The following is a 15,509-nucleotide window of genomic DNA, read 5'->3' on the forward strand; positions in this document are numbered from 1 at the left end:
CCCTGAATCCTGAAGAGCCGGTTTACCCGTCACAACATCGAAGCCGGGTGCCCCCCGATGCCTGGTTCCCTGTGCAAAATCAAAATCATTCCGAACGTAATTCTACCGCCATATCGATTCTGCCTTCGTTTAGAGGTCTGAGTCCGCCATCCGTCCGCAATCAACTTGAGTTGCGCCCTTAAACAGGATCAAGGCATTGAAGGCCGCTGAGCTGGGCAAACTGCCATTCGCTTCGCTCACCGCGAATCAAACTTGGGCTAACCTGACCATGTTTGCGTTCAATCTGAGGTCATGGCTGCAGTTGGTCCTAATGACCGAGGGGTATAAGGCTGAGCGCTGGGATGTGAAACAGTGGCGATATCGGTTGTAGTCCATGGTTGGGAAACTTACGAAAAGCGGTCGCCAATCCCGGTTACTGGTCAATGAGCACGCGCAGAGAGCTAGATTAGTCGCGTTATTCAAAGAACAAATCAACGGATTTCGTCAGTTCTGGGTAACCGGTTTGATGCGAACCAAAGTTCTCAAGTACTAGTCAGCAGTGATTTCAAGCTGAAAATCAGTATATCGGCGCGTACTGGCCGGTGCTGGCGTTAGCGATATGGTGTTCTTTGTCTTACCAGAAATCACTAACCCACCGGATATTGGCGGGGTGCCGGTTACGGTGGGGTGCTGCCCTTCCAAGAAATGTCTGGGCTAATCCAATATGTGCCACTGGGAGAAGAATTACTACCCTTATTTGCCAGATATAGGTTTCGTAGCCGCAGAATCCTTTTCGTCTGCTAAAGCTGTCGCTGGTTCAGCTTCATTAGCGATCTTTCTAGCACGTATCAATGGGAACGCGATGCTAAGAAAAGCCAAGCCAGTTGTTACCAAACCGGCACGGAGTGGCATCATTTGACCGTCTGTCGAGACAAAGAAGAAAGGAATCACAAAGGCTAGACCCAAAGCAGAAACACAGAACTCCCCCCATATTTCTCTACCGGTCTGAGGCCGGTACTTATCAGGTCTCTTCCATAAAAGTACCTGAAATGCCGCCACAATCCCCGGTCCAACCAAAAGTATTCCGGCTGATAAGAAGACTTGTATTCGCGCATTCCCTTCATACCCGCCGAAGAATCCCTGACATAACACATAGAGGCCGTATGCGATGAAAAGGAGTGCGCAATACAAGGCTAATTTTCGCCACACTGGCACGCTATTCGGCCCAGGTGTCTTATCCATTTTAGGTACCTTCTGAGTAGTCATTCATCCTCGGTTCGATTTGACTGGATTACGGATTCTGCCCAGATTTTCTTGAGAGAATCCGACGTTTTCATGCCAAGATTACCCGGCACAGAGGGGTTTCGAAGCAAATAGGTTCTTCTGATGAATCGGGTCTCACTATACGGCTCAATTTCCAACGCAGGCGGCCGCCAAGACGCTTGTTCGTGGCATGGTGGGATTACGGAGTAGAAGTCTCACATGGTTTGGAAGACTAACTGAATGATGCTCCAGTATTGGAGCTTTGAGAAGAATAGGTCAGTGACCAACAAAAAATTCGATGCTGCCACTGGAAATTTGTGGCTGAATTGTGTCTTGTCCCGTTGCTAAATTTGGGGAACCGCAAGCCAGTTCACGATAAGTTAGGACGGATGGGGAATTTTAAGCAGTGCCTATTGAGCTTGCCTCGTGGCAAGGCAACGGTTCAAACGAGTTACTCATGAAACTCGGACGGGCGGAAATTCAATCGTGGCTGGATGCAGTAGCGCCAGGCACTGGTTTGGTGCGCCTCGCGCAGCTATCGAATCTTCCGCGGCTGCGGGTCACCCAGCAGGTCGGCCGTGGCAGCGTGGCCCCTTCAACCGTTTCGGCAATCGCCCGTGGCCTAGGCTTGGATCCTTTGACCGAGCTCAGGCGATTTGAGCAGTTCATTAATGTCATCCCCGGCACTCCTTCTCCTGATGAGATGGCTACGTTCATCCCCACACCAGGGCTCCTTCAAGCGATGGTTCATCGCCTGAACTCAGTGGTAACTACTGAAGACGAGCTCGGCGACGAAACCTACGAACATGCAGCCACGTATTGGTTTGCTTGTGCCGATGATGGGAATCTTCGAGCACACATCCAGCAGGAGCTGGGGATCGCGCAGTCGACCTTATGGAAAATGCTTCGGGTCAGGCTTCGTGAAGACGTTTCTTTGGAAATTGCCAGATACGCGAATTTCCCTTTGGTTTCAGCTCTGGTGGTTTCGGGTGTTCTGACCGGCAAAGAGGCAGGTTGGGACACGGATTGCCGTTCTGACTGGGTTAACAATGTTCCACTTGGACAGCTTTTAGCTGTCACGGAGAAACGCCTTCATGAAGTGGGAAAACAGGTACGCAATTTGGAGACATTTGAAAATCATCTAGGCTAAAAGCCTATGGTTTTTTCTTCCTGGGCAGCAATAACTTTGGCAAGCACGTTCACGCTAGTGCTTGCTTTGAGGCTTCCCCGGCTAATTCAAGGCACAGGCAACCTCTGGTTATGGCTTACCCATCTAGGAATGAGTATCGGCCTCTGGCTCGCAGTAGAACCTATCTACCTCTTCATTGATCGCCTTCTCGGCTCAATCAATCTGGCGAATCTCATCTCGCATTTTTGCATCAATTTCGTGTTCCTCGCCGCCGGGGTCCAGATCGCCCACAGCATCGGCCGGTGCGATATTGCAACCAAGATCCGCCGGTTCTCAGCTGTCGGACTGCCTCTATGCGTGGCACTGATGACCGTGTTGTTCTTCGCGGCAGACCTCTCGTATTCCAGCATGGGGCTCGATGATTTCAGGGACACCGACACAGCTGTCGTGCTTTACAAGCTGTCCATGTACGTCTATCCGTCTGTGGTGTCTGCAATGCTGGTGAACCCTTTGCTGAAGGCCAACACTGGTTCGGTGTATCGGGTACCGTTTTATTCGAAGAAGCTGATGGCATTTGGCTTCGCCTTCGGCAAGATCTCACCTATGGGGCATCTGGTGGAGCTGTCGAACCGCCAGCTGGATTGGCTGACGGATCTGATCGTCTATCCCGCGATGGTGTGTGTTCTGGCCGGTGTCACGCTGGGATGGATCTCTGCTTTGCTGACGCACCGCCGCGAACTCCAGCCATCCCCACGCTTACACCACCAGAAAGTCTCCTAGACTCACCAGAGCACCGGTCAGCGTTCCGGCCAGGACTTGGGTGGGAGTGTGGTGCCCGGCGCGGATTCTTGCCCATCCCACCAGTGCGATGACGGCGACCGCGATCTGCGCTCCTGCCGGCAGATCCAACAGACAATGCAAAACCGCGAACGTTGTCAGCGCTGCGTGGATCGAAAGCTTCCAGACCAGGTTGACGACGCCCACGATCAGCAGCCCGGCGAGCATGAATAGCACTTCCACGATAATCTGACTCGGTGCTGCGATGGCCAGCAGCACGCCGATGCCTCCAAGAATGGAAATCAGAGTCACCAGCAGGATCGGCCAGCGTTGATGACGCTCGGTCACGTGCACGTCGGTGACCCGGCCGCGCAGCCGCATCCAGATCAAAGCCGCCCAGGGCACCAGGCCTGCAAAGAAGGTGGCCAGCAAGGTTGGCGGCCATGCAAGGCCAGGGTACCGCAGTGGCGTGCTGAGCAGGACGAGGGTGACGACCGCTGGTGGTGAGGCGAGATGGCTGATGAGCTTGGCGTATTTTTCCACCGTTCGAGCCTAGCAACACGAGTAGTGGATTTTTCAGCCTGGGATGCTTACGCCTTGTTCTTTGAGGAATTCCACCGGGCTGGTGTCTGCTTTGCCCACCCAGACTTCGAAGTGCAGGTGGTAGCCGGTGGAGTTGCCGTTGGTACCGACTTTGGCGATCTGCTCCCCTGCTTTGACCTCGTCCCCCACCTGGGCTAGTACCCCGTCTTCATACATGTGCACATAGAGCGTGCTAACTCGCTGGCCATCAATGGTTCCGTGATCCACCTGAACTTGGCAGGGAGAACGGCCCACAACGAGGTCTGAGCAGCTGGCCCGGATGACCTGGCCATCGGCGGCAGCATAAATGGGGGTGTCTTTCGGTGAGCTGAAATCCTCTCCAGCGTGGGGCCACAGGCCGCGGTTTTCTCCGTAGTTGTACTGGATTTTTGAGATGGTCTCCACGGGGAACATCCACCCGGAATTGCTCTTCGGGCCATCGTAAGAATCCCCTGATTCCGGCTTTCTGGTGTCTCCCCCGTCCTTGCACTGGGAATAAGATTCCTCGTCATCGCTGACTTCGACCTGGGCGCCGTGCAGCGCGGCGTAGAGCAGTTCCGCATCGGAGCGTTGGTCTGCATAGTTATCTGGCAGTCCTGAGACTTGGACCTTTTCCGCGGCCAGCTCGTAAGGCAAGGATTTCCAGCCGGGAACTTTTTTCAGCCTGTCGAAGAAGGCGCTGGCTGCGTAGGAGGGGTCCATGATCTGCTCGACGGTCCCCCAGCCAGCGCTGGGCCGCTGCTGCATGAGGCTCAGCGCATCCCAGGCGTGCCCCACTCCCTGGTGTGGAAGATCCAGGGATTCGAGGACGACTTTGCGCGCTTGCCCCCATTCGGCTTCGGTCATGACCTGCGTTCCTTGCGGATACTGCCAGGTCCCGTCATTGGCCAGTATTTTCAACGAGCTTTCCTGGATAGCGGTCATCAGTCCAATGATCGCCCCGTGCTGCTGGACGCCTGCTGACTTGGCTTCGTTGATGATGATCGCTGCGTTGGTCAGCTGCTGCTTGTTGTAGGATCCGACCTCGGTGGTGGGCAGGTTTTTGACGTTGATTTCTTTGGGCACCGCGCTGTTAGGTGAGCAGTCGGTTTCGGTGTCGGGCTCGCTGCGCGGGCTGTCCCCCAGCAGGAGGATCCCGCCAAAGACGATCCCGAACAGCAGCACACTGATCAGGCCCAGGACAGTGAAGATTCCCCGGCGTTTGGTGCGTTTCATCAGCTGTTGCTCGTGATTTTCTCGACCATCCACTGCCCGTCAGCGCGGCTGAGCAAGAATTCTAGGGTGGAGGCGTTGGTCTGCACTTTCACGGTGGCGATGGCCGGCGAAACGCCTTGGACAGGTTCGTGCACCTTGATGACTTCGGTGGAGGCGATGTTGAGGTTTGAGGTCTGCTGGAACCTGGTCCGTGCGCTCTGAGACAGATACGGCGCCAGGGCTTTGAACCATGCCGTTTGGTCAAGGTCCGGGCGGGCGTAGGCTTTGGCGGCCTTGGTTGCGGTGTGTTTCGCTTCAGCCGAAACCTGCGGGTTCCATTCATCGATCTGCACTTGCTCTGGGGATGCTTCGATCTCATGCATGGGGCCGTGATCCGCGTGCGGATCACTGGTTTCTTGGTCCGGCGCGGGGGTGCAGGCGCTCAGTGAGACTGCCAGGAGCACGGCGGTGGACAGGATGATTCGGCGTGTCATCAAAACCCTTCAAAGTCTTATTTTGGAATGAAACTGACTATATCAAGACTAGTTGATACTATGGGTTCATCCAAGGAAAGGGGACGCAGATGGGCACCGAGTGGCCAGGCGACGAACGCAGAAAAGCGAAGACCGATGTTTTGACCGTATCGAACGCTTCCGACAAACCAGAAGCTTCGTTACAGATCCTCAACAACCCAGAACCAGTAGAACCCACCGCACCAGAACCGACGCGCGCAGCGCCTCTGGCCGCCGGAACACCGCTGGTCACTGGAACACTGAGCAGCGCGATCACCGGATCAGACGCGCTGGAAACACCCTTGCCTGCCGAAGAAGGCTGGCAGCGCACAATCCGCACATGGACCGGCGGCCTCATTTCCCCTAAACCAGGACCCCAAGAACTCGCCCGACGCGCCACCTTGGCTTCCATCCGCCGCGTCTATCCTCGCCCGGTCACCGTCACCATCGCCCAGCCGGCCGGCGGGTCAGGTAAAACCTCGATCAGCGTGGCGCTGGCCTCCACCCTCGGCAACACCGCCGACCATGCGGTCTTAGCGATGGACAACAACGAAACCATGGGCACCCTCGGGGTGCGCACCCGTTCCAACGGATCAAACCTGACCATCATCGACCTGCTCGACGCGCTCGAAGAGCTCAAAAATGAACACACCCGCAGCGGCGACGTCCAGTACTTCACCCGCCCCCAGGGCGATAACCGTTTCGCAGTCCTCGCCTCGGATGAAGATCCTGACCGGATGCAGATGCTCACCCGCGAAACCCTCAACGAACTGCTCGAAGTAGTCCAGCGTTTCTGGAACGTCATCGTCCTGGACACCGGCAACAACACGCGCGCCGAGAACTGGCTGGCCGGCATTGAAAGATCCGACCAGCTGGTCTTCCCCGTGGAAATGAACGATAAATCCGTCGTCTCAGTGCTCCGCACCATCGAACAGCTCCAAGCCATGTCCCATCTCTCTGGCAATGACCACTATGCCGCGCTGTGCCGCCACGCGGTCCTCGTCATCTCCCCCGGTTCCCACTGCCGCTCGGTAGCCCCGGAACGGCGCAAAGAGCTGCGCACCATGCTCGAGCAAGCCCTCGGCGAAGAAGCTACTTTCCTTCCCGTCCCCTACGAACCAGCCCTGGACACCAACGGGCTGATCGACTGGCAGCTGGCCACAGATGAGTCCGTACGAGCTTTTGAAAAAGTTGCTGCCGCCGTCAGCGAAGGCATGCACCACGCAGCAGTCCGAGCAGAATCCACCAAACGAAACAAGAAAGAGAACTAACCATGGAACCATTCACCGACACCCCGCGAGTAACAGCAGAAGTCAAGAACCCTTTCGACGGAGTATCCCCCGACATTGCACCGCTTGGCTCAGGGTTCGACAATGCGCTGACCGTGATCCTCGGCGTCATCTGGGGACTGGTGCTGATCTATGTATCAGTGAAGCTTCTGACCAGCTTCGTGAAATTCTCCGGAGCCAGAAAACAGGGCCATTACGAGGAGATGGGCGAACACACTGACGAGCTCAAACGCCGCGGCGTGGCGGTCATCGCGGTGGCCGCCTTTGGTGTTCTCATCGGTGCGGTGCTCAAAGTGGCGGGGATGCTCTAATGACAAGCCGCCGGAGCCTGATCATCGCCGCCGTAGTCATCACAGCGATCGTGCTGGTTGCTGTCGCCAGCTACTTCATCTCATCGACCACGAAGGACAATACTTCGGCGGCTACACCCACTATTCCTTCTGAACCCACGCGGATCAGCGACAACGGGTTCCCTGTATCCCAGTTCCACGCCAACGAAGGCGGAACCAAGACCGCACAAGATGGCCATACCCGTATCGGATACACCGCTTCCTGCGACGACGCTGTGCGCGCAGCGGTCAACTACGTCCCTGCCGAGTCCTATGGCACCGGTGACTGGGAACAGCGTGAAGCAACATTGAACACCATCATTGCCGTCAACGAGGATGGCGCAGAGTATATTGACGCGTTGCGTTCACTGGCCAAAGACGGAGATACCTCCGAGAAAATGCTTTTTGACCCGGCCATTTTCAAAGTCGTCAGCTGCGAAGCGGGGAAAACGGCGTCCGTCGCAGTAGTGCAACGGATCGAAAACAGTTCGTTCACCATTGATGGGAGAACTGTTCCCGCTGCGGTGGAGGTCCGTGTCGTCGAACAGCTCTTGGTGTGGGAAAAGGACGACTGGAAACTTGATTTCAGCGGCGAAAACGCCACCTACCGACCCGAAACCCAGCTTCTTTACACGCAAGGCAAGAAAGAACCTTCCTCCGCGCGCGAAATTCTTGGTGATCTGTTCACCGATTCAGACGGCAACCCACTGAGCCGGGATGGCTGGATGGAGCTGGCCCAGTGACAAAGCTTCTCAGCGTCATTTCCTCTCTGGCGGTGATCGCATTCCTCTCCACATTTCTCTTAGTCGCCTCCCCATCGCCGGTCCACGCCGATGAGGACACCACAAAAGTGGAAGAAGCGCTCACCCAGGACCAGGTGAAACGCTTCGAAAAGATGCCTGAGAAGGAGAAGACCCAGCTTCTTGATGAGGTTCTTAGAGGGATTGCCAAGGAGAAATGCGGCGAGTTCGAGTACTACACGAAGATGGAAAGCATCTTCGCTTTCCAGAAAAGGAACTGTGAAGAGCAGACGCGTGATGCCCTGCACCTCATGTATCCCACGGCCCAAACCCTCATCTTGGGTGAAGGCGAAAAGATGGATTTCTGCGACGCTCTCAAGGAAACCAAAGCCAGTGGCGACGGATTCCAGCACTGCCTTGGAAAGAGAATCAACGCCCATTTCAAGGCATGGACCGGCCAGAAGATCCGTGGATTCCTTGAACAAAGCGAACTCGGCCGCTCATTGCTCAACGTCACCGACGCCATCGACAACACCATTAAGTTCGTAGCAGATCCCAAATCGAACCTGGACGAACTGGCCAACAGCAGCAAGTCAGAATCCATCGCGATGACCTCCAAAGTGCTCGAGGAAATCTCCTCGACCACCGAATTCGACGCGTCTGCCCAAGAATTCAAAGACCGCTGGGCACTCTACGCCGGGCTGGGAGTCGTTGGCCTCGGCTTGATGATCATGTTCCTCTTCAAACAACACAGCAACGGGGAGATGAGCGACGACGATTTCAGCAAATCCCTGCTCTACTACCTGCCAGCAGCGTTGTTCATGGTCATCTACGGACCCTGGGTCATGAACGAACTGCAGCAACGCGTCGCCCCGCTCACCGATGGAACCAGTGACTGGGCGGCAGAATCAATCAGCAACTTCATCACGGTCATCTCCCGGTTCGCCTCCCTGGAATCCACCAGCTGGTTCGGCCCGTTAGCTGCCATCCTGTTCTTCGGACTGCTGTTCGTCGGAGCACTGGCCCTGCTGGTGTATTTCCTGCTGATCCCGATCTTCCAGCAGCTCATGGGACTGGCCATTGCGCTGCTCATCGGCATGCTGCTTTCGCCCAAGACACGTCGCTACGTCATGAAAATCGCCACGACCATCGGCACCATGAGCCTGCTGAAAACCTTCGCCTTCCTCGTGCTGGGCGCGGTCTTCGGCATCCTCGCCTCGCAGCCAGCCTTCAAGGACGGGGTCGATGACGTGCTGGTGAACGTCGGCAACCTGGGGGCAACAGCCGCGATCATGCTGATGATCGTCCTATCCCCCGCAGCGATCTTCCGGTGGATGCCAGTGCTCGAAAGCCGCGAAGCGAAATTCGGCGGGATCTCACCGGAAATTTCTGCCGGTGTCGGCGGCGCCGTAGGCGGTGCAATCGGCAGTGGCGCCGGGTCGGTGCGCCGCGCGATCTCCAACCGGCGAGGCGCCGCCACAAGCCGCAGCGCACAAAATTCAGGCGATTCAGGCGGTTCAAGTGGACAAGACGGTTCTGCCGGACCTAGCGGTCCTTCCTCTGGCGGTTCCCCACACGGTGGCAGCAACACTGCTGCCCAGAGTCCGGGCACCGGTTCACCGCAGAAAACCCATGGCGCACACGAACGCTCCAGCCAAAACCAGGCCGATGCACCCACATCAGCTGCGGCGAACACCCCGCAGCAAGGCCAGAACCCTGCGCCTCCAGCATCCCCGAATCATAACGGCGAGCAAGCTGGCCCAGCTCCCTCAGCCCGGGCCGGCGGCACTGACCCAGCACGGCAAGGTCCCACCGACCAGAACAGCTCTGCGCCTGCCTCGAGCGGGCCAAATGTACCTTCCTCCTCTTCTGGGCAGGGCCGGAAGAACCCGCCGTCCGGCCGGGCGAAAAAAGTGGCCTCTGTGGCGTCAACAGCAGCCTTCAGCCCCCTGACCGCCGGCGCGGTCGGCCTGCTGGCCGGAACCAAATACGCCGCGACCAACGCTGCAGCTCAAGCACGAATGGCCGCAAACGACGCAGACCCAGATTCGTGGGACTCCTTCAAGGATCGGTGATCACTCATGGCACGTCAGGTAGCCCTCGGCGGCGAGTTCAAAAAACGCGGACTGCTCTCAGGCCGCTCCACCCCCGAACAGGTCGTCCTCTGGACCGGCCTGGGGATCGCCGCGTGCGTGGTTTTGATGGGCATGGACCAGTTCTTCTTCCTCTTCGCCGGCCTCGTCATCGCTGTGCTCAGCGTGGTGATCACCGTTCCCATGAACATCCATGGGGGACGCAGCTACGCCGCGCTGAAAACCGAGACCGCCTACCGGGCATACCGCAAGCACGCCGGGCTGGGTGTCTATGACCCCGTCCATGAACAGACTGCGTTGGCCAGCGTTCAGGAATACCGGGCAGCGAAGAAGAACAAGAAGAAAGCGGTCCGGCCCCGCGGGTTCGCAGTGCGCCGCGCCGAACGCCGCAAAGAGCACGTTCAGCCGGCCCCGTTGATGGTGGGACGGTTGAGCGTGAAAGAAGTTGATTTCAACGCCCGCGAACGCCTCGCCGTCTTCCGCCACGCCAATTCAGATCCGGCCTTCTATACCGTGATCTTCGAGGTCCGCGGCAGCGCCGGCGGAGTGGTGGAAGAAGACGTGGAAGACATCCCCCATGTGGGTTTTGGACGTGTGTTGGCCCGGGCGGCGCGGCGCACCAGTGCGGTGTCCCATATCCAGAGTTTCACCCGCTCCATCCCCCTGGACATCACCGACCACGTGTCCTGGCTCGCCGACTATGTGGACCCCAACGCCCACGGAAACCTGGTGCGCTCCTACCAGGAGTTGTGCTTGCAGGTCGAAGACCGGGCCGAGCAGCACCGCAGCTACTGGGTGCTGCGGTTCGATAACCGCACCGCCTTGCAGCGGGCCGCCAACGCCCAGCAGCCAGGGCCTATGGCTGTGCACGCGGCAATCGTCCAAGAAGCCCAAGCGCTCATGGCGCAAGCCGTCGCGCATAAAGCCATCCGCGGGTACAGGGCTGTGGATTCGCAGATGGCCGCCGGGATCCTCGCCCACCTGCAAGACCCCTACACGTACGCCATCGATGACACCGACGTGGGATTAGAGGCGGTCTGGCAGAAACTCGACCAGGAACAGACCTCCAAGGCGGTCGTGGTCAACAACCACGCCTACACCCGTGTGGCCTACATCCCCAGGGATGGGTTCATGGCCGGATCCGCCCTGCCAGTCCAAGCCATGCGCCAGCTCGTCTCGGGGATTGTCCCGGCAGTTATCCACTCGGTGTCCTGGGTGAACGAAGTCGTTGATGCCAAAGAAGCGCGCGCCCAAGCCATGTCGGACCGCACCAGCGACAAAGCCAAACGCCACTCGGACGCGTCCAAAGGCAAGATTTCGGATGGCACCGAACAGGTCATGTCCAACTCCTCCGATCAGCGCGCAGTGGACCTGACGCCCGGCAGCGGTCACCACGGCGTGAAATGGGGAGCCTACGTCAGCTTCACCGTGGATTCAGAAGAAAAACTTTTGCAGGTCTCCACCCAGATTGAATCCGTCGCCACCGATTGCGGCATCGACCGGCTGTACTGGCTCGACCACCGCCACGACATGGCCCTCATGGCCGTGCTGCCCATGGGAAGAGGAATCCGCACATGATCAACATCTTCACTCGAGCAACCACAAATAAGCGCAAAAACAACGCAAAGACCACCAAACCTGCAAAAGCTGTCCCGGCGCCACGGGCAGAGCAGCGTCCGGACATCACCTGGGATGCCGGACGCCAAACACGCAAAGGCTCACGCTACGGACTCTATGATCCAGCCCCGGAAGGCGCGATCTCCACCACCCGGCAGGCCGAAGTCAGCAACCTTGCCGTGCCCTGGTCACCCACCTCCTACAAAGGCCTGCTGTTCGGCATTGATCTGGAATCAGGGTGGGGCGTCATGCACGACCCGATCTTCGCCTACCCCCACACCGTGAACAACGCCAACGTCGTCGTCATCGGCGACATCGGCTCCGCCAAAAGCTCCGCCGGGAAAACCTGGGGATGCCTGCGCCCCATGATCATCGGACGCAACGTCATCGTCATCGACAAGAAACCCAGCGACTCCAACCCGGAAGAAGGCGAATACGCCGAACTCTGCCGGTACCAGGGCGGGGAACCTGTCACGTTCAAGATCGGCGGCGGCGGATCCTGCATCAACATTTTTGACCCGTCCATCTCCGCGGAAACCGAAGAAGACAGCACCACCGGCGAAACCCCGCCAAGCCAGTCCATGCTGCTGCGCGCAGTCGCCGAAGAAGTCCTCGGCCGGCCCATCAGCCCCCGCGAAGGCAAAGCCCTGCGCACAGCACACCGCCGCGCACTCAAAGACGCAAAAGCTCAAAGCATCACCCCGACAATCCGTCTGGTCATCCACCGGATGATCGACCCCGCCGAAGAAGACTCCACTCACCTGGAAATCGACAAGACCACCTTGCGCGAATGGGGGTACGACGTCGCCTTCGAACTCGAACGCTTCGTTGAAGAAGATCTGGCAGGCATGATCGACAACGAAACCACCGGTGACGTGAAACTCAAAGACGGACTCACCGTCTTCGACGTCTCCCAACTGCCCGAAAACGGGCCCGCCCTGGCGATTGTCATGACGGTGATCAACACGTGGATGACCAACCGCCTGTTCAAAGCCAAGAACCGCCGCCAAACCCACTTCGTCGTCGAAGAAGCCTGGCACCTGGTCCAAACCTCGGTCGCCAAAGTGATCCGCCGCAACCAGAAAGTCTCCCGCGCCATCGGCTTGTCCAATTGGTTTTTCTTCCACCACGTCTCAGACATCCCTGCCGGCACCGACGCGGAAGCCATCATCAAAGAATGCGACACCGTGCTGGTCTACCAGCAGAAGAAAGCACCGGACGCCCGGGCAGCAGTGGACATGTTCGACCTTCCGGCCTCCAGCTACCCCACGATCCTGAACCTGGCCACCGGCACCTGCCTGATGAAAATCGGCAACGAAGCCCCGTTCGAGGTGAAGCATCTGCGCAGCGACGTGGAAACAATCCTCACCGACACCGACAAAGCCCTGGTTGCCAGGACGACGAGTGAAAAGGAGCAGGATCATGGCCTCCCCACAGCGTGAAAGCAGCTTCACCACTTTCTTGATCATCGCGGTGCTTGCCGGGATCGTGCTGTCCGCGTTGAACTGGGGCGAGAAAATCACCCCCACGGATTCCAAAGTTTCCTGGAATCCGTTGGATCTGCTCGAAGCGGGCCTGGATGGGAATCTTGCCTGGCCTACCGCGTCCTGGTTCATCCTCGGCGGCATCATTGTCCTGCTCATCGCCGGATACGTACTGATCACCGAACTATGGGTGACCCCGCGCAAGAACACCGCCACGTTCAATCCCCAGGGTGCGGCGATCACCTCGATGATGGGCTTCACCGCCGCCTGGCATAAGGCACGCCAGATCTATGGGCCGTCGGTCACCAGGAAAACCGCGGAAGCGTTCATCGCACTGGCTGTCTACACCAACGCATCCAAAAAAGTGGCCCTGTATATCCAGCTCGAAGACAGCCTCTGGGTCTATGCCCCGGCCCGCGGCGGCAAAACCTCCAGCATCGTGGTGCCCATGGTGCTCGGCGCGCCCGGACCGGTCCTGGCAACGTCGACCAAACCCGACGTGGTCGCCTGGACTGCCACCGCACGCCAAGCGCAAGGCCAAGTATTCGTCTGCGATTGGGAGGGAATTACCGGCTGGCCCAACAAGGTGAAATGGACACCGATCTACGGGTGCGAGGACGAAGACGAAGCCCTGGAACGCGGCAAAGCCTGGGCGAACGCAGCCCCCATGGAAGGCACCAAAAACGGTTCCTGGTTCAGCGCCAAAGCAGGCTCCGTCCTCGGCCGGCTGCTGCACGCCGCCGCACTGGAAGACCGCACCATGGATGACCTGTTGCTATGGATCTTCGACTCCCACAACCCAGAACCCATCACCATCCTGGAAGACCACCACAAATCACGGGCCTTCATCCAACCCCTGCGCGAGCGCACCGAATCAAGGGCCGGGGAAACCGAAGACTCCATCAAATCCACCCTGCTCTCCCTGGCCGAACCGCTGGTCACCGAAAAGGTCCTCTCCCAGTTCCGGTTCCGTCGCGACGAAGCCTTCGACATCAACACGTTTCTTGAAGGGCAGAACACTTTGCATATCGTGGTGGACGGCGAAAAATCCCCGCTGGGTACGTTGAGTACGATGTTCGCCGATCAGGTGTACCGGGCCGCACGGCGCAAATCCAGTACCTTTGCTTCTGGCCGGCTCTGGCCGGTGTTCCGCATGGTGCTCGATGAAGCACCCAACGTGGCAGCCTTCAGCAACATGGCCGAGCTGATCACCGACACTGGTGGTCGCGGCATCCAAGTGATCGGCATCAGCCAGTCCTTCATCCAGAACGAAGCACGCTGGGGCAAAGAAGAAGCCAAAGCCATCGAATCGAACGCCAGCCTGAAGCTGATTTTCCCCGGCATCAACAGCGAAGACCTGAAAACCTACGCCAGCGACATGGGCGTACGCGACAAAGCCCGCATCAGCCATTCCTCCAGCAAAACAGGCGGCTCGAGGACCACCAGCACGGAAGAAAAAGCGATCGTGCGCGCTGAAGAGCTCAAGCATCTGCGCTTCGGGCAGGCAACGGCCGTGTATCGGAACTTGCCTCCGCACGTGGTGCACACCGAAATGGTGTGGCAGCGCAAAGACCATCAGGACTTGAAAGACATGAAAGACCAGACACTGCGCACCTGCGGCAAGGTCTTCTTGGATGCCGATCATGTCGGAGGAAAGGCGGTGGACGTTGAGCGAGCAGAGTAACCGCGATGAACTGATCGAACTCATCGTCCCCATCGTTGAGCCACTGGTGGAACGCCAGAAAAAAGTCGAACAAGTGCTTCAGGAACAAGAAGCAGTCCTTGTAGAGCTCGCTGGCCAGTTGGGAACACTGCTGAAAAAGAGCAAAGAGCAGAAGCCGTCTCCGTGGAATCTTCATCAAGGCAAGCCCGAGGAAAACGCTGAGTTACTGGGTGAAATCAATGTATGGCTGCCGTGGTTCAACACCACGTATGGGGCTGGGCAAAGCACTAACATGATTCCTTCCTGCTGGTTCCGGCATCCCAATGTAGTAGCCCACCTCATGGGGTTCTACGTGGCATGGAAAGCCGCCAACTACGGGACGACGAGCCCTAACAGTGATCTGGTGTATTGGAATCTGCGCTACCTGCCTGACGTTCTGGACATCGTCAATGCCCCCAGTGACAAGGGCGGCATGGCGGGGTGCAGGCGGGAGCATCGTGCCCCAGACCGGGTAGACCCGGTGCCCGAACCACTGAATGATGATTTCGCCCAATGGCTGAAGCAAGAACATCTAGCGTCAAAAGAGGTAGGAAACAACCTCTGAGGAAGAACGATAGGGAAGCTCACGCTAAGTGATCCAGCAGCACTGAACAAGTTGCTCTTGCTCTGTTAGCTAGCGGGTGGCGAATGCCGCGCCTTGCGCGTGGATCTGGAAGTTTCGCTAAGCTACACAGAAGCGTTTTTGAATGAATAACGTCGTAATTGAGCACTTCAAATTGGTCAATAAACGCGTGCAAATAAACCGATGACACGTAGGCATTCCCGTATGCGTGTGGGTTCAGGGCTCTGGACATCGGT

General features: G+C 57.8%; 15 protein-coding genes and 1 pseudogene. 11 read left to right on the forward strand and 5 right to left on the reverse strand.

Translation table 11 applies throughout. From position 1 onward, the window contains the following. Positions 1-181: 181 nt before the first annotated feature. Positions 182-532: pseudogene (locus tag CIK76_RS19945) on the forward strand (transposase); the annotation flags it as partial. Between the two features lie 200 nt (positions 533-732). On the opposite strand, the gene CIK76_RS17815 reads toward CIK76_RS19945, so the two are convergent. Next, on the reverse strand, positions 733-1,221 hold the full coding sequence (locus tag CIK76_RS17815; RefSeq protein ID WP_096288962.1) for a hypothetical protein: 489 nt from the start codon (positions 1,219-1,221) through the stop codon (positions 733-735). A gap of 427 nt (positions 1,222-1,648) precedes the next feature. Here CIK76_RS17815 and CIK76_RS17820 point away from each other — a divergent pair, with 427 nt between their 5' ends. After that, positions 1,649-2,392, forward strand: coding sequence for a hypothetical protein (locus CIK76_RS17820; protein ID WP_096288964.1), 744 nt, complete (start codon positions 1,649-1,651; stop codon positions 2,390-2,392). 129 nt (positions 2,393-2,521) lie between these two features. Beyond that, complete coding sequence (locus CIK76_RS17825; RefSeq protein WP_096288966.1) at positions 2,522-3,151, forward strand: hypothetical protein; 630 nt, start codon at positions 2,522-2,524, stop codon at positions 3,149-3,151. Here CIK76_RS17825 and CIK76_RS17830 read toward each other — a convergent pair. The 3 genes from CIK76_RS17830 to CIK76_RS17840 are packed head-to-tail and all read right to left on the reverse strand — an operon-like array spanning position 3,128 to position 5,418. Then, positions 3,128-3,691 carry a phosphatase PAP2 family protein gene (locus tag CIK76_RS17830; RefSeq protein WP_096288968.1) on the reverse strand — a complete coding sequence of 188 codons (564 nt, stop codon included), beginning with the start codon at positions 3,689-3,691 and terminating at the stop codon, positions 3,128-3,130. The two genes, CIK76_RS17825 and CIK76_RS17830, sit on opposite strands and share 24 nt — an antisense overlap. 33 nt (positions 3,692-3,724) lie before the next feature. Continuing rightward, on the reverse strand, positions 3,725-4,945 hold the full coding sequence (locus tag CIK76_RS17835; protein ID WP_096288970.1) for a M23 family metallopeptidase: 1,221 nt from the start codon (positions 4,943-4,945) through the stop codon (positions 3,725-3,727). Further along, positions 4,945-5,418, reverse strand: a complete 474-nt coding sequence (locus tag CIK76_RS17840) for a hypothetical protein (protein WP_096288972.1) — start codon at positions 5,416-5,418, stop codon at positions 4,945-4,947. The genes CIK76_RS17835 and CIK76_RS17840 overlap by 1 nt, the downstream gene beginning before the upstream one ends. A gap of 89 nt (positions 5,419-5,507) precedes the next feature. Here CIK76_RS17840 and CIK76_RS17845 point away from each other — a divergent pair, with 89 nt between their 5' ends. Genes CIK76_RS17845 through CIK76_RS17880 form a run of 8 tightly spaced genes read left to right on the forward strand, consistent with a single transcriptional unit; the run spans position 5,508 to position 15,255 of the window. Continuing rightward, on the forward strand, positions 5,508-6,707 hold the full coding sequence (locus tag CIK76_RS17845) for a ParA family protein (RefSeq protein ID WP_096288974.1): 1,200 nt from the start codon (positions 5,508-5,510) through the stop codon (positions 6,705-6,707). Positions 6,708-6,709: 2 nt separating this feature from the next. After that, positions 6,710-7,036, forward strand: coding sequence for a hypothetical protein (locus CIK76_RS17850; RefSeq protein ID WP_096288976.1), 327 nt, complete (start codon positions 6,710-6,712; stop codon positions 7,034-7,036). After that, complete coding sequence (locus tag CIK76_RS17855) at positions 7,036-7,797, forward strand: hypothetical protein (RefSeq protein WP_096288978.1); 762 nt, start codon at positions 7,036-7,038, stop codon at positions 7,795-7,797. The genes CIK76_RS17850 and CIK76_RS17855 overlap by 1 nt, the downstream gene beginning before the upstream one ends. Next, entirely contained in the window at positions 7,794-9,869 is a 2,076-nt protein-coding gene (locus tag CIK76_RS17860) for a hypothetical protein (RefSeq protein ID WP_096288980.1), read from the forward strand. Before CIK76_RS17855 ends, CIK76_RS17860 begins: the two co-directional genes overlap by 4 nt. 6 nt (positions 9,870-9,875) lie before the next feature. Continuing rightward, positions 9,876-11,465: a hypothetical protein gene (locus CIK76_RS17865; RefSeq protein ID WP_096288982.1), complete on the forward strand. Its 1,590-nt coding sequence runs from the start codon at positions 9,876-9,878 to the stop codon at positions 11,463-11,465. Beyond that, positions 11,462-12,946: an ATP/GTP-binding protein gene (locus CIK76_RS17870; protein WP_096288984.1), complete on the forward strand. Its 1,485-nt coding sequence runs from the start codon at positions 11,462-11,464 to the stop codon at positions 12,944-12,946. Before CIK76_RS17865 ends, CIK76_RS17870 begins: the two co-directional genes overlap by 4 nt. After that, entirely contained in the window at positions 12,927-14,672 is a 1,746-nt protein-coding gene (locus tag CIK76_RS17875; RefSeq protein WP_096288986.1) for a type IV secretory system conjugative DNA transfer family protein, read from the forward strand. Before CIK76_RS17870 ends, CIK76_RS17875 begins: the two co-directional genes overlap by 20 nt. Further along, entirely contained in the window at positions 14,656-15,255 is a 600-nt protein-coding gene (locus CIK76_RS17880) for a DUF4913 domain-containing protein (RefSeq protein WP_096288988.1), read from the forward strand. The genes CIK76_RS17875 and CIK76_RS17880 overlap by 17 nt, the downstream gene beginning before the upstream one ends. Positions 15,256-15,274: 19 nt before the next feature. On the opposite strand, the gene CIK76_RS19700 is transcribed toward CIK76_RS17880, so the two are convergent. Then, positions 15,275-15,509 (reverse strand): transposase family protein (locus CIK76_RS19700; protein WP_217990440.1); only part of this gene is annotated, 235 nt, incomplete at its 5' end.

The sequence above is a fragment of the Glutamicibacter sp. BW80 genome (assembly GCF_002332385.1).
In the GTDB taxonomy this organism is placed as follows: domain Bacteria; phylum Actinomycetota; class Actinomycetes; order Actinomycetales; family Micrococcaceae; genus Glutamicibacter.

Coding starts and splice junctions, on each gene's coding strand:
- CIK76_RS17865 (WP_096288982.1), top strand. CDS start 9,876: ATGGCACGTCAGGTAGCCCTCGGCGGCGAGTTCAAAAAACGCGGACTG.
- CIK76_RS17850 (WP_096288976.1), top strand. CDS start 6,710: ATGGAACCATTCACCGACACCCCGCGAGTAACAGCAGAAGTCAAGAAC.
- CIK76_RS17875 (WP_096288986.1), top strand. CDS start 12,927: ATGGCCTCCCCACAGCGTGAAAGCAGCTTCACCACTTTCTTGATCATC.
- CIK76_RS17815 (WP_096288962.1), bottom strand. CDS start 1,221: ATGGATAAGACACCTGGGCCGAATAGCGTGCCAGTGTGGCGAAAATTA.
- CIK76_RS17825 (WP_096288966.1), top strand. CDS start 2,522: ATGAGTATCGGCCTCTGGCTCGCAGTAGAACCTATCTACCTCTTCATT.
- CIK76_RS17855 (WP_096288978.1), top strand. CDS start 7,036: ATGACAAGCCGCCGGAGCCTGATCATCGCCGCCGTAGTCATCACAGCG.
- CIK76_RS17845 (WP_096288974.1), top strand. CDS start 5,508: ATGGGCACCGAGTGGCCAGGCGACGAACGCAGAAAAGCGAAGACCGAT.
- CIK76_RS17870 (WP_096288984.1), top strand. CDS start 11,462: ATGATCAACATCTTCACTCGAGCAACCACAAATAAGCGCAAAAACAAC.
- CIK76_RS17840 (WP_096288972.1), bottom strand. CDS start 5,418: ATGACACGCCGAATCATCCTGTCCACCGCCGTGCTCCTGGCAGTCTCA.
- CIK76_RS17835 (WP_096288970.1), bottom strand. CDS start 4,945: ATGAAACGCACCAAACGCCGGGGAATCTTCACTGTCCTGGGCCTGATC.